Source organism: Fructobacillus cardui, from assembly GCF_963580785.1.
In the GTDB taxonomy this organism is placed as follows: domain Bacteria; phylum Bacillota; class Bacilli; order Lactobacillales; family Lactobacillaceae; genus Fructobacillus; species Fructobacillus cardui.
The window spans coordinates 243,314-268,854 of record NZ_CAUZLS010000001.1 but is presented as its reverse complement, the minus strand read 5'-3'; the positions used below and the strand labels follow the sequence as shown (position 1 = coordinate 268,854).

Annotated in this window: 20 protein-coding genes; 19 read left to right on the top strand and 1 reads right to left on the bottom strand. The window is 46.1% G+C overall.

What is annotated here, in order from left to right; genetic code table 11:
- From AABI20_RS01305 to holA, 6 genes are all read left to right on the top strand, one after another.
- Positions 1-483 carry a YlbG family protein gene (locus AABI20_RS01305; RefSeq protein ID WP_082131923.1) on the top strand — a complete coding sequence of 161 codons (483 nt, stop codon included), beginning with the start codon at positions 1-3 and terminating at the stop codon, positions 481-483.
- Positions 483-1,049, top strand: coding sequence for a 16S rRNA (guanine(966)-N(2))-methyltransferase RsmD (rsmD, locus tag AABI20_RS01300; protein WP_288845955.1), 567 nt, complete (start codon positions 483-485; stop codon positions 1,047-1,049). Before AABI20_RS01305 ends, rsmD begins: the two co-directional genes overlap by 1 nt.
- A gap of 8 nt (positions 1,050-1,057) precedes the next feature.
- Positions 1,058-1,534: a pantetheine-phosphate adenylyltransferase gene (gene coaD / locus AABI20_RS01295; protein ID WP_338346557.1), complete on the top strand. Its 477-nt coding sequence runs from the start codon at positions 1,058-1,060 to the stop codon at positions 1,532-1,534.
- A 109-nt stretch (positions 1,535-1,643) separates the two neighbouring features.
- On the top strand, positions 1,644-2,360 hold the full coding sequence (locus AABI20_RS01290; protein ID WP_288845957.1) for a helix-hairpin-helix domain-containing protein: 717 nt from the start codon (positions 1,644-1,646) through the stop codon (positions 2,358-2,360).
- Positions 2,360-4,615 carry a ComEC/Rec2 family competence protein gene (locus AABI20_RS01285; RefSeq protein ID WP_338346556.1) on the top strand — a complete coding sequence of 752 codons (2,256 nt, stop codon included), beginning with the start codon at positions 2,360-2,362 and terminating at the stop codon, positions 4,613-4,615. The genes AABI20_RS01290 and AABI20_RS01285 overlap by 1 nt, the downstream gene beginning before the upstream one ends.
- Positions 4,584-5,582: a DNA polymerase III subunit delta gene (gene holA, locus AABI20_RS01280; RefSeq protein ID WP_047975113.1), complete on the top strand. Its 999-nt coding sequence runs from the start codon at positions 4,584-4,586 to the stop codon at positions 5,580-5,582. Before AABI20_RS01285 ends, holA begins: the two co-directional genes overlap by 32 nt.
- Positions 5,583-5,634: 52 nt before the next feature.
- Here holA and AABI20_RS01275 read toward each other — a convergent pair whose 3' ends face one another.
- Positions 5,635-6,594: a Dyp-type peroxidase gene (locus tag AABI20_RS01275; RefSeq protein ID WP_338346554.1), complete on the bottom strand. Its 960-nt coding sequence runs from the start codon at positions 6,592-6,594 to the stop codon at positions 5,635-5,637.
- A 217-nt stretch (positions 6,595-6,811) separates the two neighbouring features.
- Here AABI20_RS01275 and AABI20_RS01270 point away from each other — a divergent pair, with 217 nt between their 5' ends.
- The 13 genes from AABI20_RS01270 (at position 6,812) to AABI20_RS01210 (ending at position 25,527) form a co-directional block, all read left to right on the top strand.
- Positions 6,812-7,612, top strand: coding sequence for a RecX family transcriptional regulator (locus AABI20_RS01270; protein ID WP_338346553.1), 801 nt, complete (start codon positions 6,812-6,814; stop codon positions 7,610-7,612).
- A 247-nt stretch (positions 7,613-7,859) separates the two neighbouring features.
- Complete coding sequence (ntdP, locus tag AABI20_RS01265; RefSeq protein WP_047975116.1) at positions 7,860-8,429, top strand: nucleoside tri-diphosphate phosphatase; 570 nt, start codon at positions 7,860-7,862, stop codon at positions 8,427-8,429.
- Positions 8,430-8,502: 73 nt separating this feature from the next.
- A complete protein-coding gene (locus AABI20_RS01260; protein ID WP_338346552.1) occupies positions 8,503-12,090 on the top strand; it encodes a PD-(D/E)XK nuclease family protein in 3,588 nt (1,195 codons plus the stop codon).
- The gene (addA, locus tag AABI20_RS01255) at positions 12,083-16,141 is read left to right on the top strand and encodes a helicase-exonuclease AddAB subunit AddA (RefSeq protein ID WP_338346550.1); all 4,059 of its coding nucleotides are present in this window, start codon (positions 12,083-12,085) and stop codon (positions 16,139-16,141) included. The genes AABI20_RS01260 and addA overlap by 8 nt, the downstream gene beginning before the upstream one ends.
- Positions 16,142-16,238: 97 nt before the next feature.
- Positions 16,239-16,484, top strand: coding sequence for a YqgQ family protein (locus AABI20_RS01250; RefSeq protein WP_047975119.1), 246 nt, complete (start codon positions 16,239-16,241; stop codon positions 16,482-16,484).
- 189 nt (positions 16,485-16,673) lie between these two features.
- Positions 16,674-17,654, top strand: coding sequence for an ROK family glucokinase (locus tag AABI20_RS01245; RefSeq protein WP_047975120.1), 981 nt, complete (start codon positions 16,674-16,676; stop codon positions 17,652-17,654).
- A 140-nt stretch (positions 17,655-17,794) separates the two neighbouring features.
- Positions 17,795-18,370, top strand: coding sequence for a GTP pyrophosphokinase (locus AABI20_RS01240; RefSeq protein WP_288845966.1), 576 nt, complete (start codon positions 17,795-17,797; stop codon positions 18,368-18,370).
- Between the two features lie 63 nt (positions 18,371-18,433).
- On the top strand, positions 18,434-19,243 hold the full coding sequence (locus tag AABI20_RS01235) for an NAD kinase (RefSeq protein ID WP_338346549.1): 810 nt from the start codon (positions 18,434-18,436) through the stop codon (positions 19,241-19,243).
- An 89-nt stretch (positions 19,244-19,332) separates the two neighbouring features.
- Positions 19,333-20,238, top strand: coding sequence for an RluA family pseudouridine synthase (locus tag AABI20_RS01230; protein WP_288845969.1), 906 nt, complete (start codon positions 19,333-19,335; stop codon positions 20,236-20,238).
- Between the two features lie 82 nt (positions 20,239-20,320).
- Positions 20,321-21,688, top strand: coding sequence for a magnesium transporter (gene mgtE / locus AABI20_RS01225; RefSeq protein ID WP_288845970.1), 1,368 nt, complete (start codon positions 20,321-20,323; stop codon positions 21,686-21,688).
- 188 nt (positions 21,689-21,876) lie between these two features.
- Entirely contained in the window at positions 21,877-22,329 is a 453-nt protein-coding gene (locus tag AABI20_RS01220; protein WP_288845971.1) for a hypothetical protein, read from the top strand.
- Positions 22,330-22,344: 15 nt separating this feature from the next.
- A complete protein-coding gene (locus AABI20_RS01215) occupies positions 22,345-23,934 on the top strand; it encodes a GH25 family lysozyme (RefSeq protein WP_288845973.1) in 1,590 nt (529 codons plus the stop codon).
- A gap of 150 nt (positions 23,935-24,084) precedes the next feature.
- Entirely contained in the window at positions 24,085-25,527 is a 1,443-nt protein-coding gene (locus AABI20_RS01210; RefSeq protein WP_338346548.1) for a flippase, read from the top strand.
- The last annotated feature ends 14 nt before the right edge of the window (positions 25,528-25,541 follow it).

Here is a 25,541-nt window from a genome sequence, read left to right as displayed (position 1 = left end):
ATGTTTACTATAAAAAAACGCCGAGCCGTGTATGTTTTCTTACGCGGTTTGAAGCATGTTGAACAATTAAAGAAATTCGGTGATATTAGCTATATTTCTAAGAGAATGGGCTATGTCGAACTTTATCTGAATGAAGATGATGTTGAAAAAACAGTTAATAAGCTGAACCAGTACCGGTTTGTGAAGACTGTGAAAATATCGCCACGGCCTGACATTGACCCTGATTTGGATGATGTTCATGATGATGTCTTTTTTGAGGCCTACGATCAGGCACAAGAAGATGCTGAAAAGGACCAATCTGACGAAAAATCAGCGGAGCAAACTGGCCAATCAAAAGGACAATCTGAAGCAAAATTAGCGGAACCAACTAATCAGGGTCAAAATCAGCCGACGAAAAAGAATAATCGTCAGGATGATGGACAACAAGACTTGCAAACTGATGATAAGGTCCACGTGCCGGCTGAAAAGGGAGGAAAGTCCTAATGCGTGTGATTGCAGGAAGATTTGGTGGTCTTCGCTTGGATGCCGTCAAGGGACGAGAAACGCGGCCGACAACAGATAAAATTAAGGAAGCTATTTTTTCAATGTTGATGCCCTATATCAATGGTGGCCAGGTTCTCGACCTGTACGCCGGAACTGGTGGCCTTGGAATTGAGGCAGTTTCGCGGGGGATGGATCAGGCGGTCTTAGTCGACCGACAGAGAGCTGCCATTGCAGTCATCGAGAAAAATATCGAAAAGACCCATGCTGAAGATGCCTTTATGGTCTTGAAGGTCCCAGCTAGTGCTGCGCTAACTCGTTTAGCTAGTCAGGGGAAGTCCTTTGATTTGATTTTGCTTGATCCACCGTATGCCAAGGAAAAGCTAAAGGCTGATTTAACGGCAATGGAAGAGGGCGGACTGCTGGCAACGGACGCCATTATCATGATTGAATCCGACCAGGTCGCTGATTTACCGGAACCAGGTCCTAACCTAAATTTATTGAAGCAAAAGGACTACGGTATTACGCGAGTGAGCCTTTATAGGTACGAACCTCAACAGGAAAAGTGAGTGGGAAAATGAAAAAAGCAGTCTTTCCAGGGTCTTTTGACCCGTTGACCAATGGCCACTTGGATATTATTCAACGCGCTTCTGAAATTTTTGATGAAGTTGTCGTGGCTGTGGGAATTAATACGAATAAAAAAGGATTGTTCACACCGGCCGAACGATTGGAGTTGGTGGAAGAAACCGTAGCTGATTTACCAAATGTTCAGGTTGGACAAGTCGGTGGCTTGACCGTTGACTATATGAACGAAATTGGTGCGAAATACTTGGTCCGTGGTCTACGGAATGCCAAGGATTTCGAGTACGAACGCGATATTGCGGAAGTCAATTCTGTCTTGGCTGATGTTGAAACGGTCTTGCTTTTGGCCAAGCCGGAAAATCAGAATGTTTCATCATCGATGGTCAAAGAAATTGCTAAATTTGGTGCCGACAAGCTCGACGCTTTCGTCCCAGCGGTGGTTGTAACCGCCTTACAAAAACATTTTCAATAAAAAATAGCCGACAGCTCGTTGGTACGTATCCAAAAATTAGGATATTTGTACCAAAAAGTGTGTTGGCTTTTTGTTTGCACTTCGTCTGATTTACCAGGAGGTTGAGCAGATGACGTACAAAAAATTATTGACTTGGATGAAGGAACATTTGATTGAATACTGGCGTTATTGGGTTGTGGCCGGCCTAGGTTTGCTGGCGGCAATCATTGTGTTTTGGCGATTAAACCCCTTGGGTACTGAACAGGGAGCGAAACAAGATGCCCCCGTGCCGAGGCTATCCTCTGCCTTAAATGAAAAGCAGGAAAAGGTAGCGGATAAGGGTGTAAAGAGAAAGCCGGGCGCTAGCGGTCGAGTGGTGATTGATCTCAAGGGGGCGGTTAACCACCAAGGAGTGGTCGACTTGCCTATAGGTAGTCGCCTCCAAGACGCTATCCAACAGGCTGGTGGCCTAACAGATCAAGCCGACCGCAACCGTATTAATCTAGCTCAATTATTAGTGGATGGTCAGGCGCTTTATATTGAAAAAGTTGGCGAAGAGGGGCCTAACCAAACGGTTGGCGTTCCTAGTGGTGCTGGTAATGTTGGTGGTGCTCGAGCAGGCGCAACTTCAGGATCTGGACGAAGTGGCGGGGGAGCGCTCGTTAATTTAAATACGGCTAGCGCCAAGGAGTTGGAGGCACTGGATGGCATTGGCCCCAAAAAAGCGGAGCAAATTGTGGCTTTTCGGGAAGAAAAACACCGATTTCAGTCAGTTGAGGACTTGAAAGAAGTCGGCGGGATTGGTCCCAAACGTTTTGAACAATTAAAAAATCAGGTGACGGTTTAATGGGTCTGCAAGCAACATTGAAGGCAGCTTGGCTGGTGGGCGCCTTATCATTGGCGGTTTATCGGCCGAATTCGGTGACTATCTGTTTGGCACTATTTTTTAGTTTGCTTGCCTTTTTAACGACTCGTGGCAGGGACTTGTTTGTCATACTTGCCTTGTCGCTGGCTTTTTTATTGTATTTTTGGATGGGTCAAAAAGCACTAGTCCGTCAGGCCAACCTGCCTGATAAAAAAGGACAGATCTATACAATGCTGGCCTATCCAGACGAACGGACAATTAACACTGATGGCCTCGTTGCTGGCATTGGTCGCTTAAAAAGTTCAGGTGACCGCGTTTATTACTATTACCAGGCAAAGGCTCCGGAAGATTTGGCTCGGTTTCGCTCGTCACCCGGTCCGACCTTGATTAGCGGTCAGGGTGATTTTACGTCAATTATGCCGGCAACTAACTTTTATCAATTTGATTTTAAAAACTTTGCTAAGACAAAGAAAATTACCCATCAAGTTCGGCTTCAGGAGGTAGGACTGAAGCTGGACCGCCCGTTAACATGGCTAGACCGTTTAAATGCTTATTTTCACCAATTGCATGCGTCCTTATCGGACCGTGCCAAGAAACTACCAAATCCGATCAGTAATTATGCCTTAGCACTCTTACTGGGATCAAAGGATCAGACTTTGTATGACGATAATCCTAAAATTCAGGAATTGGGATTGGTTCATCTTTTTTCATTGTCAGGCTTCCACGTTGCCTTTTTACTTGCTGCCGTCCGTAAGTTAGGAAAGTTGGTTGGCCTGTACCAAGAGCTTACGTTGGCAATAATGGCTCTTTGCTTAGTTGGCTTTTATTGGCTTACGGCTTGTCCACCGATTCTCGTCCGTGCTGTAATTGCCGGTGAAGGTCGGATTTTTGCGCAAGCATTTAATCGGCAGTTTTCTTCGATTCAAATTTGGTCATGGTCGCTATTGTTGACGTTGATTGTTCACCCACAGATTTTATTGACCCTGGGTGGGCAGCTGTCATTTTTCTTAACCTTGGCCTTAGCACTTTTACCCGAAGATTGGTCGACTTGGCAAAAGGGCCTCTTTTTATCAGTTTTGACCTTTCCACTAATCGTGGCGCAGCAGTATACCTGGAATATTTGGCAAAGTTTTGCCAATTTGATTGCTATCCCAGTCTTTTCGCTGGTGATTTTACCCGTTGTGTTGGTTGCATTTTTCGGTCAGGTGGTGCCGGGTTTGGCTCCGGTAGCGAATTGGCTGGTAACGATGTTTGACCAATCTGTCTATTGGTTAGGCAACCTGCCGGGACAAATTGTTATTGGCGCACTGCCTTGGCCAATTTTATTAGTACTGGGGTTTGCGCCCTGGTTTTTATTGGGAGCCGAGAAGGCTGGTCGTCGGTGGGTGGTCGGTACGTGGCTGTTCGCCTTGATAATTGGTTTCTTTTTAGTCCATTTTCCAAGAACGGGCGAGTTTACAACCTTTGATATTGGTCAGGGCGATGCCGCCTTACTTCGTGAGCCATACAATAAGACAATCACCTTAATTGATACAGGTGGCAAGATTTCTTTTCAAAAACCATGTTTCTCTGGCCAGGGGTCAGCTGAAAACAATCCACACGGCAAGCAGGGGTGGCCGAAAAATCAAGAGGGTCAGGCCCGTTCAGTGATTGTGCCTTACTTGCACGCGCGTGGTATTAGTAGAATTAATACGTTGTCACTATCTCACCAGGACCAAGACCATATTGGCGATGCTCGAGTAATTTTAACAACGTTTCAAGTGGACCAGGTTTTGCTGCCTGCTGGGATGACTAAGCAAGCAGCTTTTCGGAAAAGAATTCAGCCTTACCTGGGGCGGACAAAGGTGGTTTCTGTGACTGACCGGGTGCAACCAGCTAACTTGCCATTGCGCGTTTTACACCCGTTTCAACCGGGTATTGGGGAGAAAAAAGTTTTGGCTAGGTACCCAAGTTTTCGCCCGGATTTGATTAAGTTTGGCCATCACGGTTCACGAACATCAACGAATAAAGAGGTGTTGGCTAAGTGGCAGCCGACCTATGGGCTAATTTCTGCTGGCCGCAAAAACCGTTACGGCCATCCAAACCAGGAAGTTTTGGCGATTGCTGCTCAGCAAAAGATGATTGTCTACGATACAAGGCGGCAAGGTATGCTAAGATATGTATATGAGAATCACAATAAAGGACATTTTCAGGTAAAAAGCTTCAATGACCTTACAAACAGTAAAACAACAAATTGATCAGAGAGCGTTGCCAAGCCTGTACCTGGTGACCGGTAACGAGCCCGCTTTAGTTCAAAAAGCTCACCGATTATTTGCGTCGATTATTGACCCGGCCGAGCAAGAAATGAACCAGTCCACATATGATTTCGCCGAGGTTGGCCTGGACCCAATCCTTGACGATTATTTGAGTGCTCCATTTTTCGGCGATCACCGCTTAGTTTTGGTTGAAAATCCAACCTTCTTAACGGCCGGATCGAAGTTAACGGCTAATCAGGAAAAGGCTTTGCAAGAAGCATTGGACCATCCAGTGCCAGGAAACCTCTTGATTTTGTTTGCTAATGAGGCTTCTTTGGACAAACGTAAGAAGGTCACCAAGTCTATTTTGAGTCAAGCAGAGCTTCTCGACTTACCGGCATTGGATGAACGCCAGACACGACAGGCCCTGCACCAGTTCTTAGACCAGCGGCGGGTAGAAATAAGCCAAGAAGCAGAGGCTGAGTTACTTCTGAGAACCCAGGCCTCTTACTCGAAAGTCTTGGCTGAATTACCCAAGCTCTTGGCTTATGCTAGTCAAACGAAAACGATTGATTTGACTGGGGTAACCGGTTTGGTTCCAAAGGAATCAACGGCTCAAGCCTTTGATTTGGCCGATTTGGTTTTGAAACAGAAAAAAGCCGAAGCCTTGCACCTGTACTATGACCTCATTAAAAATGGCGAAGCACCGCTGCGCCTGAATGCTCTTTTGCTCGGCCAATTCCGCTTATTATTACAGGTCGCTGGTTCGGCTGGGAGCGACCAGTCTGTTGGAAGTGCTTTGAAAGTTCACCCTTACCGGGTAAAGCTGGCACGACAATCGTTACGTCACTACCGGTTGGGACAGGTGCGGACCGGATTCTTGCAGATTTTACAAATGGAAATTAAGATGAAGTCCGAAACGGTTGACCCACTCTTCTTGTTTGAAAACTTTATGATTAATTTTCGCTAATAAAAAGGCCCGACACCATTGTGGTGTTGGGCCTGATTTACTATTGCTATATTTAGTCAAAGTCGCCATCGGCAATTTGTGCTAATGTATCGCGGGAAGGGATGAAGAAAAGTTGACCGGACAAAAGTTCTGAGAAGGTCAACAGGAAGTCGGATTTATCAACCATGTTTTGCAGCATGCCCTTGGTCACTTCCCAATGACGGGCGTAACCCATGAAGTAGGTTCCGGTGTTTCCAGTAGCAGGGTCAGAGTAAGGAACGTTCATGCGGATAATCTTCTGCTCAACGCCATTTGGCTCATACTTAGAAGCAACGTTATGGGCATTTTCATACTTCTCGTCGTCTTCCAATTCTAAATCAGAAAACTTTTCGCGGCCAACAGCCTTTTCCTGGTGCTCGGTCTTCATTTTGTTCCAGAAGTCCATGTTGTGGCGCCACTTTTGTGCAAAGGCGTATGAACCATTTTCAAAAGCAGCATCCTCATCACCAATCAGAGCATAGTCGGCTGAATCTTCTGGTGCGGGTGCTTCGGTTCCATCAATAAAGCCGATAATTGCGCGACCTTCGAAGTAGCGGAAGCCCTGGGTTGAATCAACGACTTCAGTAAAGTCCTTCAAAAACTTCATGAATTGGGTTTGAGCTTCGACGACAATGGCTTGATTATTAGCACGAATATGGAAAAAAATGTCTCCTTCGGTGGCGGGCATGCTATATTTTGGCCCTTTCATACCGCCAAAGGTTTCAAGTTCCTTTGGCTTAGCAGACTTTGGGAAAAGGAGTTCCCAGGCATGGTTTGAGAAACCGATAGCAACCTTCAATGTTGAGGGAGAACCATCATTTTGTCCGTCGCGGATCCGTAGCGAGCGGATAATGGCTTGTGACCGGTCTGCAAAATCAACGATTGCATCATGCAGGTCGGCTTGTGGCAGGTCCTTAAATTTTAATACGGTAAACTGGACGCTTTGCCCGATGTCCTTCCAGACATCTTGTGCGATTTTCGGATTAATTGGCACTTCACTAATTCCTCATTTCCTAATTTTACTTTTTTCATTGTACCTCTCTTTTTCTCTAAACGCTATAGATAAGATTGATTATAATTTATTTGGAGATTTTCTAATAAAAAAACAGCTAAAAATACTTGGCATTGTGCTGTTATTATTCATATTAAAGTAGATGGCAGTTGTTTTTACACAACTGGCGTTTTTAGCTGAAAATTCGTAAAATAGGCCTATGAAAACAATTACGAAAATTGCGACACAAAAGCGGGATGGCCGCTATAATATCGAATTGGACGGGCACTTTGCCTTTGGGCTGTCCGAAAACGTTTTGGCAAAGTTTGGTCTTTTGAAGGGCCGCCAACTTGATGACGCCATGATTGAAGAACTAAAGCAGGCGGAGAAGGTTGATCAAGGTCTCAAAATTGCGCTGAACTATTTAAGCCCCGCCTTACGCACCGTTCGTCAGGTCAAAGATCGCCTGAAGCAAAAGAAGGTGGAAGAGGGGGTTATTGACCAGGTTATCAGTCATCTACTTCAGCATGGCCTGTTAGATGATGCTGTCTATGCTAAACACTATGTCGCCACGAAACAAGTATTTAATCCCAAGGGACCTAGGGGGATTGCGCAGGACTTGAAGCAGGCCGGTGTCCAAGAAGAAATCATCGAAAATGCTATTTTAGGCTTTGCAGAAGAGGACCAGGTCTTAGTTGCCACAAAAATGGCGGAAAAATTAGCACGGGCTCATCGACGCGATTCAACGGTGATTCGCCAACAAAAGGTTGCGCAGGCCTTGGTGCAAAAGGGCTTTTCCTATGACCTGGCCAGTCAGGTCATCAATGACCTAGATATCGCAAATGATGAAGACGATGAGCAAGAGAATGCTAACAAGCAGGCAGAAAAACTTGCTCGCCATCATCAGCGTCTGGCTGCCAAAGACCGATTTTATAAGGTGAAACAGGGCCTTTATGCAAAAGGTTATCGTGGTGAAGTCATCGACCAGGCTCTGGCAACAATCGACTTTGAAGAGGAATGAAAGGTTAGCTATGGACTTTGCGATTGATTCTGAGGCAAACAAGCTGGGTGCTCTAGCATTGTTTTATAGAGTAAGGTTAGGTCGGCTGCTCGGCTTCGTGCTTCTTAATTGTTTTTCAGTGCAATAATACGCCAGTAGTCCGTCCAAAAACTCCCCCTTTTCTAGAGAAAATTGACCATATTAGCCAACTGATTTTAAAATTATGGTATAATTGAAAAGGAATTTTTGTCAGAAAAGTGGGACGAGCATGATTGTTGATAAGCCAAGTCGCGGACCGCGCGAAGGGGATGTCATCACGATCAAAAGCTATAAGCATGACGGCTCGCTGCATCGAACCTGGCGTGACACGATGGTGTTGAAAACCAGTGAAAATGCCATTATTGGTCTAAACGACCATACTTTGGTAACAGAAGATAACGGTCGGCGCTGGGTGACTCGCGAACCGGCTATCTTGTACTTCCATAAGAAGTACTGGTTTAACATCGTCGCGATGATTCGCGATAATGGGATATCTTACTACTGTAATTTAGCCTCACCATACACTTTGGATAAAGAAGCGCTCAAGTATATCGATTATGATTTGGACGTTAAGGTTTTCCCGGATGGGGAAAAACATCTCTTAGATGCGGATGAGTATGCGGCCCACAGTAAACAATGGCATTACCCTAAAGAAGTTGATCAAATTTTAAAGGCACACGTTAAAATTTTGGTTGACTGGATTAATAACGAAAAAGGACCTTTTTCGCAGGGGTACGTCGATGTTTGGTATTCTCGTTACCAATATTTGATGCAACAGCGGTTAAAAGATCGTCGTTGACTAAGTTAGAAGGACACGGAAACGTGTTCTTTTTTTGTATAATAAACATAACTAAAAAAGACTAGGGGATGACATGGCGGTTACGATTTTATTAACACCGGGTGAAGTAGACAGCCGGCAACAACTGGTTGAACAAATTCACAACCAGCTGGTCCATGAGGACCGGCGTGATATTTATTACGTGGTTCCTAATCACGTGAAGTTTGATGCGGAAGTCGACGTCTTAAAGCGCTTAGCACGGGCCCAAGGCTATTCGGCAGACCAAGTTTTTGCCCAGTCCCAGGTTCAGGTTTATTCGTTGACCCGGTTAGCCTGGCGGTTCTTACAGGCTGAAGGAAAGGTCCAGCCCCCCGTTATGGGGGAAGCTGGACTCTTTGTGCTGGTTTCTCAAATTTTAAAAGAGAATGCGAGTCTCTTGCCGACTTTTGCACGAATGCAAGCCAAGAAGGGCTTTGTTCAAAACTTAGTAAGTCAGTTAGCTGAATTGCGCGGCGCAGAAATCAGCCCCCAGGACTTGTTGGCTATCTTGGACCAGGTTCAGGAAAGTGGGCAAAAAAATCCCCTGCAGACCAAGACTTTAAGTCAGAAGCTCCGGGATTTGGCAGTCGTAGCGGACGCCTTCAATGAGGCCTTGGCGAAACGCTATTTGTTGGCCCAAGAAGCCCTACCTTATTTTGTTGAGCAAAGCGAGAACTTGGACTTAAGTAATACTGTCATCTACCTTGAAGGGTTTACAGGCTTTACGGCTGGTGAATGGTCGGTCGTGAACTTTTTGATTGAAAAAACTGATTTGACCTTGGCTATCTTGGGTGACAAAGACCAGTTGACCACTTTTGAATCGGGGGATGTTTACGCTAAACCATTGACAACGGCCTTAACCATTATCAAACGGGCCCGATACAAGGAAACTGATGTTACTGTTTTGGACGGCCGACAAGATCACCCGTTCGAGACCATTAGTGCGACGGCTGACAAAAATGAGCTTGCTACTGATTTAAAACAACAAAATAAAACCACAAAGGAAATTCTATTACCGGCTTGGGCCAAGTTAGGTTCCTACCAAGAGCCAAAAGGCCAACAGGTAGAACCTGATTTACAAGCCTTTGTGGCGGATAATACCGTGACGGAATTAGAAGAGGTAGCCCGGCGAATTCGTCAAGACTTACAAGACCAACCTGACCTACACCTACGGGACATCTTGGTCCTAGCGCGTGACCTGGGTCCTTATAGTAAGCACCTACCAGCAGTGATGAATCAGTTCGACTTGGCTTACTTCTTGGATAATGACATTAAGATGGGCAACCATCCCTTGGTGGAATTGGTAACGAAGCTGCTTGGTCCTGCTAATCAGGCCTTTTACCCGGAAAATATCCTGACAATTTTGAAAACTGGTTTCTTACGGCCTAGCCAAGACGGTCAGTTAATTAGTGATGATATTTATTTTGAAACCGTGGCCTACCTTGATAATTACTTGGCTGGCCACCGCCCTTCTGCACGGAAATGGCATGATCGGCAAGCGCAGTTTATCCTGTTTGAGGATAACGGTGAACCAGACCGGCCTGGCTTCGACCAAGATCAGCGGGTTAACCGCCGCCTGAACCTTCTGAAGGGTTTTGTGGTGGAAGCCCTTGATGCCATGAACCAGGGGTTAAAGCAGGCGAAAACGTTAAGCGACGGTGCCCGGTTTTTGATGGCTTACCTGGACCAGTTTCAGGTTAAAAAAGCGATTATCAACCACCGAGATGCCCTGGTGGAAGCTGGTGACCTGGTGAAGGCACAACAGGTCATGGAAGTTTGGCAACTCTTTATTAATATTTTGGACCAGGTGGTCCAAGTGGCCGGTGATCAAGACTTTGACCGCCAGGTCTTTTTGGCGGCCCTGCAATCAGGGTTTGCCGGAGGTAAGTTTACGGGTATTCCTAACCAGTTGGACCAGTTGACCATTTCAGAAGCTGGAATCGTGCAAAGTCAAAAGTACCGAGTTTTGTACTTTATCGGGGGAACCCGGTCGGCCTTGCCAGCGCAGGTTAAGAATAAGACCGTTTTGACGGACCAAGACCGCCTGCTCGTGCAGCCGGCATTGGCCGATCAAGAAACGCCACGCTATTTGCGACAAACCGCAGCGGCCCAGATGGCCGAAGAAAACTTGGTCTTTTACGGGGCTTTGCAGGCTGCTTCATCAAAGGTTGTTTTGTCCTATCCACTGTTAAATCAGGAAGGCAAGCAAAACGAGATGTCGCCTTACTACAGTCGTTTGTTGAATTTCTTCTTGGTACCGGTTCAACCGGTGGCAGGACAGGCCAAAAACTTGGCTGATTTAACGGCGCATTACTTGGGAACACCGGCGGCAACGCTATCGCAATTGGCTAAAATGGCCGACTTAGCTGGTCAGGAAACTGATTTTCAAACGGTCCGAGATGCTTTGACGGATGCCGGCTTAGACGGCCAGGTGGACCGAGTGCTGTCGAGCCGCCATTACCAAAACCAGGCCCGGATTTTGGCTCCTGCTTTGGCCAAGGAGTTGTTCCAGCGGCCATTGCGGGTCTCAATTTCACAAATTGAAGCTTTTTATCGAAATCCCTATGAGTACTTCTTGAAGTATGGTTTACGCCTACAGGAACGGCCAAGCGCCGAGCTGGATGCCGCTTCGACGGGAATTATCTATCATGATCTCTTTGAAAAGGCTGTTGGTAACCTGATTAAAAAGAAGGAAACCCTTCGCGACCTCACGCCAGCAGAGATTAAGACCGTTGTTCAAGATGAATTGGCTCGGTTGGTCCAGGAACCACAATTTGCTGAATTAAATGAGGATGGTCAAGGCAAGACGGTGGCCCAGTATTTGGACCAGGTTGCCCAGGAATTGCTCAAACACCTAAGGCAGGCGGCTCAAACGAACCAGTCTGCCCCAGACCGGGTTGAAACGCTCTTTGGTTTTCCTCAGGGCGACCTGATGCCCTTGAGTTTGGGTGAGGGTGACCGGGAAGTCATCGTCCGTGGAAAGATTGATCGGTTAGACCGGCAGGACCCAGCAGGGGTCTTTGCCACTCTGGTCGATTACAAGACATCCGGGAAAACTTTTAGTTATCGCGATGCGGCCAATGGCCTGCAATTGCAGTTGCTGACTTACTGGCAGGCTGTTCAGGAAAACGCCAAGCAATTGGGCATCCAAGGCGTCGGTGGGGCTTTCTTTGCCCCCATCCAGCAGGAGGTGATTCCACTGGCAAAATTCCGTGGTGACGTGGATGAGCTGTTGGCTGGTAAAGCCACTAGTCAGAGTTTCCAGTACCGAGGCTTGGCCCTAGATAATCCCGATTACCTAGATGAGTTGGAACGACTAGCACCAAAGGAAAAGGCGCGCTACTATCAGTTAACGATGTCAAAGGATGGGCAGCCAACGGCAACGTCGGAAACGATTACCGATGCTGATTTTGCCCTATTGGCCAAGAAAAATCAGGAACTACTGCAGGAAGCGGCCGAAAAGATTCAAGCCGGTCAATTCCCAATTCGACCGGTTGAAAGTGCCCTGCAATATTCCGCCTATAAGGACATCATGCGCTTTGACAAGGTCTTGGGCGACCGTTATCAGGTGCCAAAGTATACCGGCCGAAAGAAAGAAGTCATCAAACAGTTACAAGCAGAAGAGGAAGGTGAAAATGGCTAGACAGTATACCGAAAATCAGGAGAAGGCAATTAGCCATAGCGGTCACAATATCCTAGTGGCGGCTTCGGCCGGTTCCGGGAAGACGACGGTCCTGATTGAGCGCTTGGTCCGCAAAATTTTAGCTGGTGCCAGTGTCGATGAATTTCTAATCGTGACCTTTACCAACGCCGCTGCTGCGGAAATGAAGGAACGGCTGGAAGTGGCGATTACGGAGCAGATTGGCCAGGTGACAGATGACAAGCAAAAGCGCTTCTTGCTGGACCAGTTGGCACTCTTACCCGTTGCGAATGTCTCGACCATCGACTCCTTTGCGTTGAAATTAATTGATACGTACTACTATAAAATTGGTCTCGATCCCAGTTACCGGTTGCTAGCCGACCAGGCGGAATTAAACCTATTAAAGAATCGGGTGATTGGGGCGGTCTTTGCTGACTTTTATGATCAAAATCATCCCGACCATGAGGGTTTTCTTGCCTTAGTCAATAACTTTGCTAATCCAAATCAGGATCAGAATCTGAAGGAAAAAGTCTTAAAACTGGCTGATTTTGCCCTAGCCCGGCCTGATGGTCCGGAGTGGCTGGCTTCTTTGGCGGGTGATTTGGCTGAACAAGTGCCAGCCTCGATGACTGATACAGCTCAGGAAACGGTGGCTGCGCCAGCGACTGACACAGACTCGAAAGCGATGGCCACGTCAGCCCTAGTTGACCAGAATCTTTTTCAAAAGTTTTTAGCACCAAAAATTTTGGCGACCTTCAACCAGGCGGACCAGGTTTTTACTGGCATCCTACAAGATATCGAGGGGATTAGTGAGTTAAACAAGACTGCTAACTTTGTTCAGGAAACTTTGGACAAGGTCCATCAAGTTCAGCAGGCGTTAACCGATCACCAATCCTTTGATACATTGCGGGGGCTGATTACCTCCAACTGGGGCAAAATTCCACAAACAAAGACGGCCAAAGTCTTTAAGGAAGACCCGGATTTGGCGGCGCTCTTAGATGCCGCTCGGGCTAGCTTTAGCACCTTCTTTGCCAAGTCTGGTCGGATTGGAGCGGTCGTCAACTTGAATCAAACCATTTTTGCTTTGGCAGAGAACCAGTGGCAGCAGGTTAATGCGGCCGGTAATCAGTTGGTAGGCACGCTGGTAAGGGTAACGCAGGCTTTCTTGGATGCTTTCGCAGCCAAGAAGCGGGAAGAAAATTTGTTGGACTTTTCAGATGCTGAGCAGTTGTCCTTGCTGATTTTGCAGCAGGAGGACGTGTTAAACTTGATACAGAGCCAATTTCAAGAAATTCTGGTCGATGAATATCAGGATATTAACCGCCTCCAGGAAACTTTTTTGAAAAGCCTATCAAACGGCGAAAATATGTACATGGTGGGAGATGTCAAGCAGAGCATTTATGGGTTCCGTCAGGCGGACCCGTCGCTCTTTACCGGCAAGTACTTTGACTTTGCCAGGGAGGACAGCCCTGATGAACGAATTGAATTGGCTGAAAATTTCCGGTCAGAAAATAACGTGACGACGGTGATTAACCAGATTTTTACCCAATTAATGGATGAAGAACTGGGGGATATTCCATACCAGGATTCCGCCAAGTTGATTGCGGCGGCGTCCTATCCGGAGATGGTGCCAGCGGTCTTTCACCTGGATATTATCGAACAGGCAAATCAGGAAAAGGCAGCTTTTTCTACTGGTGAGGACGGTGAAAATCAGGCGGGGTCAGAGGCCGATAATAGCGAAAAGCGGGCCAGCCAGTACCGCTACTTAGCACAAAAAATTCAAGGGCTGATTCAAAGGGGGGAAGTCTATGACCAAAAAGCGGGTTTGATGCGCCCGGTCAAGTTTTCCGATATTGCCATTCTCACCCGATCCAAGACTGGTTATGTCGAATTGCTCCGCACGCTCAATCAGGCCGGCATCCCAGTCCAATCGGACGGGGTCGGAAACTATTACCAGGTCATGGAAGTGTACTTAGTCCTTGACCTCTTGCGAATTGTCGACAATCCCCATCAGGACATACCACTTGCGGCCGTCTTGCGGTCACCGATTTTTGCCTTTGATGAAAATGATTTGGCGGAAATCCGCTTGGCCGACCGCCGTCATGACTTCTATACCGCTGTGGTAGCGGATGCCAAGGACCATGTCCGTAGCCAAAGATTTTTGGAAATGCTTGGTGCTTGGCAATCGTTGGCCCGTCAAAATGATTTGGTTGGCTTGGTCTTGGCAATTTATCAGGATACCGGTTGGCTGGATTATGTTGGCGGCCTACCTGGCGGCAATCAGCGGCAGGCTAATTTGCACGCCCTGTATGAAAAGGCCGATGTCTTCCAGGAGAATGGCCAATCTGGGTTGTATGCTTTCATCCAATACATTGAAGAAATTCAGAAGAATGGTCAGGAAGTGGGTGAAGTGGCTCAGGAATCGGCCGAGGAAAGCGTGGCCTTGATGACCATCCACGCTTCCAAGGGGCTGGAATTTCCAATCGTCATCTTGCCGGAGTTGGAAAAAGATTTGAATGCCCGTGATATGCAGGGCGATTTCTTAGTGCAAAAGGACGCCGGCGTTGGTGTTGATTACTTGGAGCCGAATGCTAAAGTCAAGGTCGCGACAATGGCAAAGTATGCCGTCAAGGAAGCCTTGCAGCGGCAGGCTTGGTCGGAAGAAATGCGCCTTTACTACGTGGCCTTGACCCGGGCCAAGCAGCAACTCTACCTGGTCGGTACCGTTGCCAAGCAAGAGGATGAAAGTGCTCGGCCACGGGCGCTTTATCTTGAGGCGCGGTCAACAACCGGGCAGTTTTTAGGACGCGATTTACGTCTCCGTTCCAAGTCATACTTGGATTGGACGTTGATTACTCTCGCTCGGTTGAAGGTGCCGGCACTGACCGAGTGGTTGGGCGAGGTTCAAACGCCACGGGTGCCATCGACTCAGACGCCACAGACTGGCGTGATTCAAGTCACAGTTATTCCGGAAGAAGAAGTTGGTCCCTTGACGGTGAAATCAGCTGGATCATCTGCTAATGAACCAGTGGCCGGCGCCGTCACGCCAAAGCAGTCAATTGACACCGACCGACTGCGTGCCCGCTTGAATTATCAATATCCAAACTGGCCAGCGACCCAAACCGCCGCCTATCAATCAGTATCCGAAATCAAGAGCCTCTTTGAGGATCCGGACCAAAGTCAATTGGCGAAGTTAACCCTGGACCAGGCTGGCCATCAAATGTCGTGGTCGGGTCATTCTGTTGAAACTGAGGGTAGAGAAGATTCGCACCAGCCTGCTGCTGATAGTAGGCAACAAGCTCAAGACGGTGCTGGCTCGAACAATAACAGCAGTCAGGGCAAGTCATACTCCTCGGCTCACCCAGCAACCAAGGCTAGCGCCAGCCACCGTCCTGACCAGCGTGTCCTGGACCCGACGGCTCATGTGCTCACGACCGATACCTTGCCGGTACCAGCCTTTCAGGAAGACGGTCAAGCCAAGCCGGCACCAACTGCTGTTGGGACGGCGACTCACCTGATTTTACAGTTGATTGACTTTAATCAGCCGTATACGTTGGCTGACCTGGAAGACCTCTTGGCTAGCTTGGTGGCCGATGGAAAGGTTTTGGACCAAGTGGCGACCCTGGTTGACCTGGACCAGATTTTAGATTTCTTACAAACAGACATGGCGCAAACGATTGCCCACCATTCTAAGACATTGCACCGGGAAAATCCGTTTTCAATGCTGGTGCCTGCCAACCAGGTCTATCCTGATTTAACCGAGACGGAGCCAATTTTGATTCACGGAATTATTGACGGTTACTTTATCGATGACCAGCAAAAAACGATTACGCTCTTTGATTACAAGACGGATTATGTGACGAAGACGCCAGGGCCAAAGCAAAATGAGGGGTTGGCCAAAATTCGTCACCAGTATACCGGGCAAATCCGCCTCTACCAAACGGCTTTGCAGCAGGAATATCCGGGCTACCAGGTAAAAAATGGACTTTTGATTCTTTTGGCTGGTCATAGAACGCTTGAAATTTCGGCTAGTCGGCCGGCGGGACTTTCGTAATCGGCTTTGCCAGCGTATAATGGCAGGCAAGTCAGGTGGGTTTCGCCGACTGTTTGTTAGGGTCAAAAATCAGGTCTGCATGAAACGGGGAATTTTGATGAAAAATTTTTACGATATTTTACAGTACTTAAAAACTTATGACGTCTTTATTCATTTAGGGAAGCGCCTTTGGGACATTGAAATGGCCGCCTTGGAAGTCGATAACCTCTACAAGGCCGATGTGATTTCAAAAGAGGACTATAAAAAAATGAAAGTCATCTTGGCCAAGGAGCATGACCAAGAGGCAAAGTTGACCGGTGATTATTCCGGTCCAGACTTTTTAGCCGCAAGTAGCGTGCAATAAGCTTTGGACCGTCTAATTTTTTTTAGTTGGATTGATTGGACAATCAGAATAATATTGTTTAAGAAATAACTTATGCTGTTTTTTTGTAAACGCTTGCATAAAGTAGACAATCTTTGTTAAAATAACTGAGTAATCTAAGACACAGGAGGAATGTTCTGTCAGGCCACTGCGGCAGAGCTACAGTAAATCATGGCAAAAGATAAATTAATCGGGGTTGACCTCGGTGGAACTACTATTAAGTTTGCGATTTTGACTGATGAAGGTGAAGTTCAACAAAAGTGGTCCATTCAGACCAACATTTTGGAAGACGGTAAGCATATCGTCCCTGATATTATTGAATCAATTAACCATCACTTGGACTTGTACCAATTGGACAAGAGTCGCGTGATTGGGATTGGTATGGGAACTCCTGGAACAGTTAACCGTGAAGAAGGAACTGTTAAGGGTGCCTACAACTTGAACTGGGCACAAGAGCAAGCTGTTAAGGACCCAATCCAAGCTGGAACTGGTTTTGACTTAACAATCGATAATGATGCCAACGTTGCTGCCTTAGGTGAAGCCTGGAAGGGTGCTGGTAACAACGATGCCGATGTTTCCTTCATTACTTTGGGAACTGGTGTTGGTGGTGGCTTGGTTGCTAATCATGAATTGATTCATGGGATTGCCGGTGCTGGTGGTGAAGTTGGCCACATCATCGTTGAACCAAATGGTTACTTGTGTACTTGTGGTAACCATGGTTGCTTGGAGCAATATGCTTCTGCAACCGGTGTTGTTCATTTGGCACAGGACTTTGCTGAACAATATGCTGGTGAATCAAAGTTGAACCGCATGATTGACAACGGTGAAGAAGTTACTTCAAAAATTATCTTTGACTTGGCCAAAGAAGGCGACTATTTGGCTAACGAAACGGTTGATAAGTTGGCTTACTACTTGGGCTACGCAGCCGCTACAATTTCAAACATCTTGAACCCATCAGCCATCGTTATCGGTGGTGGTGTCGCTGCTGCAGGTGAATTCTTGCGCGAACGTGTTGAAAAGAACTGGACAAAGTTTGCTTTCCCAACCGTACGGACTTCAACAGTTGTTAAGTTGGCTGAATTAGGTAATGATGCTGGTGTTATTGGCGCTGCTTCATTGGCTAACAAGAACAGACAAGATGTTTTGCTTTAATTAATGATTAAATATCCAACAGAAAACAAACAACTGACCGGTTGTTTGTTTTTTATTATCTCAAGGGTCCGTGAAACTTATGGTAGAATAGGAAGTGATCTTGGCAAGTAAATTGCCAACGTTTCAAGGAGGACCGAGTAGTGGAGTGGGAAAGTTTTTTTGAACCATACACCCAGGCCGTCGCAGAGCTAAAAGTGAAGTTGAATTATCTCAGCGCACAGTACCAAAAGGCCGGGCAGCCAACGCCGGTTGAATATGTTACGGGCCGGGTAAAGTCCCAGGCGTCAATTGAAGAAAAAATTGTGCGTCGGCACTTGCATGAAGACCGTCTGGCCCTTGATTTGCAAGATATTGCTGGTTTGCGGATTATGACCAAATATATTGAAGATATTTATGCGGTTGTGGAACTCTTACGCAAGCGGACTGATTTTACCATTTTGGAAGAACGTGATTATGTAATGAACGCTAAGCCTTCGGGCTACCGATCGTACCATATGGTGATTGAGTACCCCGTTTCCTTATTGGATGGGGAACACAAGGTCTTAGCAGAAATTCAAATCAGGACCTTGGCCATGAACTTCTGGGCAACAATCGAACACGATTTGCGCTATAAGCATGGTGAAATTTCACCGGAGATGGCTGAAGAATTAACGGAAATTTCCAATCAGACCTTTTCACTGGAACAAGAATTTTCAGAGATTAAGGCAAAGGATTAAGAAGTGCCGGCTTAGGCCGGCCTTTTGATTAGCAAGCAGAAAAAAGATCTTAGAGGAGTAGGCATGAAAGTCGCCTTATACAATAATGATCAGGCCCAGTCGCTTGCCATTGTGGCCGACCTGAAGAAAGAATTGAAAGCCCAGGGAATTGCCTTAGACCGGGAAAATCCCGACCTGGTGATTTCTGTCGGTGGGGATGGTACCCTCTTGGGAGCCTTTCATGAATATATCGATGGTAATGATGATTTGCGTTTCGTTGGTTTACATACCGGCCATTTGGGCTTTTATACCGACTGGCTGGGCAGTGAGGTCAAGGAACTGGTGAACAGTTTAGTTCATGACAAAGGTCAGCGCGTTTCGTACCCTTTGCTGAAGATGACGACTGTCACTTCTGATGGCGCTAGGCAGGAGTACTTGGCCTTGAATGAGGGAACGATTAAGCAGCCGGTTGGCACAATGGTCGCCGATATTTGTTTAAGTGGTCGGCGCTTTGAAGGCTTTCGGGGTGATGGTTTGGCGATTGCAACGCCGACTGGATCGACTGCCTATAATAAGGCCAATGGCGGGGCGATCTTACACCCGTCATTAAAGGCAATCCAAATGTCTGAAATTGCGTCGATTAATAACCGGGTCTTTCGAACGTTGGGCTCGCCATTAATTGTTCCAGCCGGGCAGAAGATTACCATTCGGCCAAAAACCAAGGCCTTTTTGTTGACCTGCGACCAGTTAGAGATATTGGCTGAGGGTATTGAGGCCGTTGAATTTGAAGTGGCCGAAAAGGAAGTTCATTTTGCCTCCTTCCGTCATTTAGACTTTTGGAGTCGGGTGAAGCAGGCCTTTATCGCTGACAGCAGCGAAGAAGACGTTGAATAAGTGGCAGGGCGGTGTCTGGTCGAACAAAGGCACCGCTTTTGCATGGAATTGAAAGGAACCGGTCATTCAGCCGGCACAGATAAATCAATATGAAATTTTCTTGGACGTATCAGGGAACAGAAGAACGGAAGGTCCGTTCTTTCTTACAAGGTCACGGTGTTTCACACCGGATGTTCTCACAAATGAAGCATAATGGGGGCGCCATTTTGGTTAATGACCAACAGGTTTACACCTCCGATTATATTAAGGATGGGGATCTCGTGACAATCGTGATGCCGGTTGAAACGGGGAATGACTTGGTTGTTCCTGATTTCACCCCATTGGACGTGATTTATGAAGACGAACACTTTTTGGCCGTTGATAAGCCATACGGGGTCACCACTGTCCCAGGGCATGCCGATCGACTCCATACGCTGGTCAACCAGGTCAAGGGCCATTTGATCGATGAAGGGGCTGAAGACTTGGTGCCCCACGTTGTGACCCGTCTTGACCGGGACACTTCCGGAATCGTCTTGTTGGCCAAGCATCGCTTTGCCCATGCCGTTTTGGACCAGCAATTGCAGAAACATTCGGTGGAAAAATTCTACACGGCCTATGTCTCTGGGCACTTGCCAGAGGATCATGGCATGATTGAGGAGCCAATTGGCCGCTTGCCGGGTGACTTTATCAAGCGCACGGTGACGCCAGATGGCAAACTGTCAAAGACGGAATATTGGGTGGAACACCGGTACACCAATGATAACAATCGGCCGATGACCCGAGTCAAGGTGCAGTTGCATACCGGCCGGACACATCAAATCCGCGTTCATTTTGCCCACATCGGTTTCCCGTTGGTGGGGGATGACCTGTACGGTGGACCATTGTGGTATGGATTGAAGCGACAGGCCTTGCACGCCTACCAGATGACCTTCTATGATCCTTTTATTGAACAAAACCGTCATCTGCAAACGGATTTACCGGCTGATTTGCAGGCGTTAAAGGACATTCAAGGGTAAAAACGTTTGCGACTGAGGTTGAAGACAATCTGATTTTGTAGTATTTTCAAGAATGATAAACGAAGTGGAAAGGAATCCTTTCATGGAATTAGACAATGAGCAGCAAGTCCGACAAGCTGTCCATGCCTTAACGGACTTGCTCGAAAACGGACAAGACGATGATTTTATGACCAAATTTACCAACCTGCACGATTTTGAAAAGGGGCAGGTTTACGCCAGCTTTTCGAAGAATATTCGAGAGGTTGCCTGGCGGGTCATGGATGATGAAACGCTCGCGACAGTTTTTGATAACTTGGAAATCGATGCCGAAGAGGTCGTTGACCTTTTGCAGGAGATGCCACCACAAAAGGGGGCCAACATCCTGGTTGAAATGTTTGCTGATAACGAAGCTGATTTGTTCCAGGCCATGCCAGCCCGGTTAGCTTCAACTTATTTGGCATTGATGCCTCATCGAGAAGCTCAAGAAATCAGAAATTTGATTAAGTACGAGGACCAGACGGCCGGGGCTTTGATGGCCACGGAATACTTGGCAGTAGCTGCAGGCTCAGTAGTGAAGGACGTTCTAGCCCAAGTGAAGAAACAGGCCGAAGAAGCCGAGTCAATCATCTATGTCTATGTGGTTGATGAAAACCATCGTCTGGTGGGAATTGTTTCCTTGCGGGACTTGCTGACCCATCCGGATGAGATGACGATTGAGTCAATTACCAATACTCGGGTTATTTCGGTGAAGGCGGGGGATGACCAAAAAGAAGTCGCCCAAGTCGTTGCCGATTACAATTTTTTTGCCATTCCGGTTACCGATGATGATCAACATTTGTTGGGAATCATTACAGTTGATGATATTGTTGACGTAATTGATGAAGAAGCGGTCGAGGAGTACTCTGGTTTGGCTGCCGTCGATGTTTCTGATACCGATGACAGTCCCTGGCATTCCGCACTGAAGCGGATGCCTTGGTTCTTGGCTCTGCTAGTGTTGGGACTTGTTTCCGTTGCCCTAGTCGCTAGCTTTGAGCATACTATTCGTCAGGCACCGATTTTGGCTGCCTTTATTACGGTTATTGCCGGCGTTGCCGGAAATGCCGGCACACAATCCTTGGCACTGGCCGTCCGTCACTTTGGATCCAGCACGGACCGGTCTTTTTGGAAAAATCTGATTTCTGAGTTGCTGTCTTCCTTTGTACTAGCCATCTTAGCGGGCGTGGTTCTTTTTGTCGTCGTTTCCCTTTGGCAAGATAATGAAGGGCTTGCTTTGGCAGTTGCTTTGTCTGCAATCGTTGCGATTCTGCTTTCATCATTGCTGGCGTACTTAGTGCCGGCAGTATTGAGTAAAGTGAATTTGGATCCAGCATTGATGAATGGGCCGTTGGTGCAGACAGTGGTTGATTGGGCGGCTATCCTGATTTACTTTGGGATTGCCACGGGCATGTTGAATGAATTTATTGGGAAATAGCGTATAAGCGATGTCATTATTTAATGGCATTGCTTTTTCATTTTGAGTCACTTTTGTCTGATGAAATCAAAAGTAACCTTGACTTGGGGCCTGCAAAAGTAGGTCAGATAGTGTAAAATGAACAATGATAGGCTTGACCGAGTTTTGCAGGTCACCTTTGAGAGAGTGATTAATCAAGGAGAATTTTTGTGAAAAAAATTGGGACAATTATCGGGGTCGTTGTGGTGGCAGCGGTTGTTGCCGGCGGTGGTTATGCTATTGGCACTAATCACACCTCAAAAGAGTCGACGACTTCATCCAGTTCGGTTTCAACCTCTTCGGCGGTGTCGTCAACGACTAAAAGTACTAGTGACAGCACTAGTTCAAGTAGTTCGGTGGCATCATCAGCAACATCGTCTGCAACAAGTGCAACGAGTCAAAAGGGTGCTAATCCACAAACATCAGCTAGCTATGACCCTAATAAAACATTGAACGGTCAAACAGTTGATTCATCAATGATTCAACAGGTGACGGCTCAATTGAAGGCTGCTGGTTTGCCTGCTGATCAGTGGGCACCGAGCGATATTAAGCAAATTATCACGCAAGCATCACAACAGGGGGTATCGCCTGTGACTTATGCCAAGCAGAATTTTCACCAGTAAGGATTAAAAGAAACCATGAATATAAAAAATACTTTTCTAACGTTGGCAGCAGCAACCGCTTTTGGTGCCGTTGTAGATGTTAGCCATCACCTAGTTGCTCAGGCTGATAGTATTGCGTCTGTCACTGCCGGTCAAACGGGGTTACCGCGGATGGATGTCGTTGATGTGTCATCTTATCAAGGCTATTTGACGGCCCAAGATTATGTAACGATGCGCAATAATGGTGTTAAGGGCATTATCGTCAAGTTGACTGAAGGAACTACTTATAAAAATCCGTATGCCCAAGCCCAAGTTAATAATGCACGCGCTGCTGGATTGACTGTTTCTGCCTACCACTATTCTGATTTTAATACCCCAGATGGCGGTCGCACGGAGGCGAATTATTTTGCAGATTTTGCAACGCAACTTGGTTTTAAGAGTACTGATTTGTTAGTTGACGACTTGGAAGATAGTAGTACGGTTGGCGGAAACGTTTCGGATAACGCTCGGGCCTTTAATGATCAATTACATGCTCGTGGTTTTACTAATACAACCTTGTATACCTATGTATCGTATAAGAAGACTAACAATCTTGATACTTCAATTTTTGGTGGCGACAGTAAGGTCTGGATTGCACAGTATCCTTATAATCCATCTGGTAGTGATCTTTGGAACACTGGGTTTGGCATGTGGCAATGGTCATCTAATGCTTCTTTTAATGGCATTAGTGGTAAGTTTGACGTTTCCATGGATTATACGGGAATGGCGACTAATCAAACAAATAATTATGAACAACAATACATTGATGGTAAGTGGTATCTGATTGATCCGTTAACAGGTAAAAAGCTATACGGTCGCCAATACTTAGCTAATCAAAAGAAGTGGGTTTTATATGATCGGAAGACGGGGGAAATGCTCTACGGTCAACAATATGACCAAGGAAACTGGTATTACTTTGATTCTCAAACGGGAGCTATGCAGTATGGTCGCCAATATCTTGCCGATCAAAACAAGTGGGTTTTGTATGACCGTAATGATGGAACTATGAAGTATGGTCAACAGTATGATCAAGGACATTGGTATCTATTTGATTCGCAGACTGGTGCTATGCAATATGGATGGCAGCAATTACCACAAGGTAAAGTTTATTATGATACCAATGATGGCACTATTCAGTACGGGCTTAAGTGGATTAATAGTAAGCAGTATATTTTTAATGCTGACACAGGATCTCTTGGAAATGGTGAGGTTTACTTTAGTGGAAATTGGTATCTCGCGGATGCAATCACAGGCATTTTAAAAACGGGGTACCAACAGTTAGGCACTCGCAGAGTGTTTTATGACCAAAATGGTGTGATGGTTCATGGTGAAAAGTATATCGATGGTAAATGGTATTACTTTGACACGGGCGATGGTTCAATGAAATATGGCCGTCAATATATTGCAGCTGCTTCCAAATGGGTACTATATAATCGTTCTACTGGTGAGATACTTTACGGCCCACAATATGATCAAGGCAATTGGTACCTGTTTGACAGCATGACCGGTGCTATGAAGTATGGATGGCAACTGACTTCACAAGGCTGGACTTATTATGACTTAAATACGGGTATCAAGCAGTCATAGTGAGATTGATATTAAAAAATAAATTGTATTTTAAAAAGGCTGATTGCGATAAAATCAGCCTTTTTATTTAAATTCAGTGTCTAGAATAGAAATTTGTAGTACACTGGTATAATTAGTGGGAAGATAAACATTAATTTTACGGGAAAAAATATGCAAGTTGCAAAAAATTATTTATATAACGCGGCCTATCAACTGCTCAACATCATTGCTCCAATTATTACATTGCCGTATTTAGCACGAGTGTTAGGCAAAAATGGTGTGGGGGTTGCCTCCTGGACTAATTCCTTAGTTACTTACTTCCTACTGATCGCCAGTCTGGGAATTGTGACTTATGGATCGAGAGAAATCGCTTATGTCCATAAAAATGAGGCTGCTCGGCAGAAAAAATTTTGGGAAATTCAAACTATTCATTTTATGGCGGGGATTGTCGCGCTGTTGCTCTATGTGATTTTTATTTATGCGGGTGGTGCTTTTAATCATCGCATTCATCAAAATGAATTATTTCTTTGGTATCAAATTTGGGTAATCTTTTCAGGTATTTTTGATATCTCCTGGTACTTTATCGGCTTGGAAGATTTCAAAAAAACTGTTTTACGCAATATGATGATTAAGTTAGCAATGACTGTTTTGATTTTTGTTTTGGTGAAAAAGCCGACTGATATCGGTGCTTATATTCTGTTGTTGGCATTGTCACAAGTTTTTGGTAATCTTTCGATGTGGTTTTATTTGATTGGAAAGTTCCATTGGCCAAAATTGAAAGAACTTGATTTGAAGTCGCATTGGCACCCGGTCTTTATGATGTTTTTGCCAACAATCGCCACACAGATTTATTTGCAGCTAAATAAAACGATGTTGCCATTTATCACTGGTGCAACTTCTTCATCTGGAATTTATGATAACGCCGATAAAATTATTAAGGTCTGCTTAGCCTTAGTTACTTCTGTTGGAATGGTGATGTTACCCCGAATGTCTGCACACTACGCTGCAGGTGAACATGCCAAAATGAAAAAGGCAATTCATGCTTCAATGGACTTTGTATCAGCGATTGCTGTGCCATTGGCTTTTGGAATCGCTGCTGTTGGGCCAACGGCGATGCTTTGGTTTTTGGGAAAATCCTGGGGTGATGTTGGATCTGCCTTGGTTCTATTAACACCAATCATTGTGTTCATCGGTTGGTCTAATGTTATTGGTAACCAGTTCTTAATTCCTACGAAACGCTTGAGCGAGTATACTTGGTCGGTAACCTTTGGCGCTATTTTAAACATCTTCTTGAACTTCTTTTTGATTTTTATTTGGGGTGTTGAAGGGGCAGCATTGGCGACAGCCATTTCGGAATTTGCTGTTATCGCTTATCAGTTATTTGTGACCAGAAATGATATGAAGGTTCAGGCTCATTTTGTCGGTCTTTGGCGTTATTTGTTGGCCGGATTGGCCATGTATTTTGCGGTGCTATACTTTGTTGATAATCACGGCATTGGTATCAAGAGTACATTGGTTGAAACGGTAATAGGTGGTTTTGTCTACTTATTAGTCCTCGTTATTCTTCGAGCACCCATTTTAAAGCGGTTATTGAATTGGCGTTCCTTCCGCTGATAGGGTGATTCTGG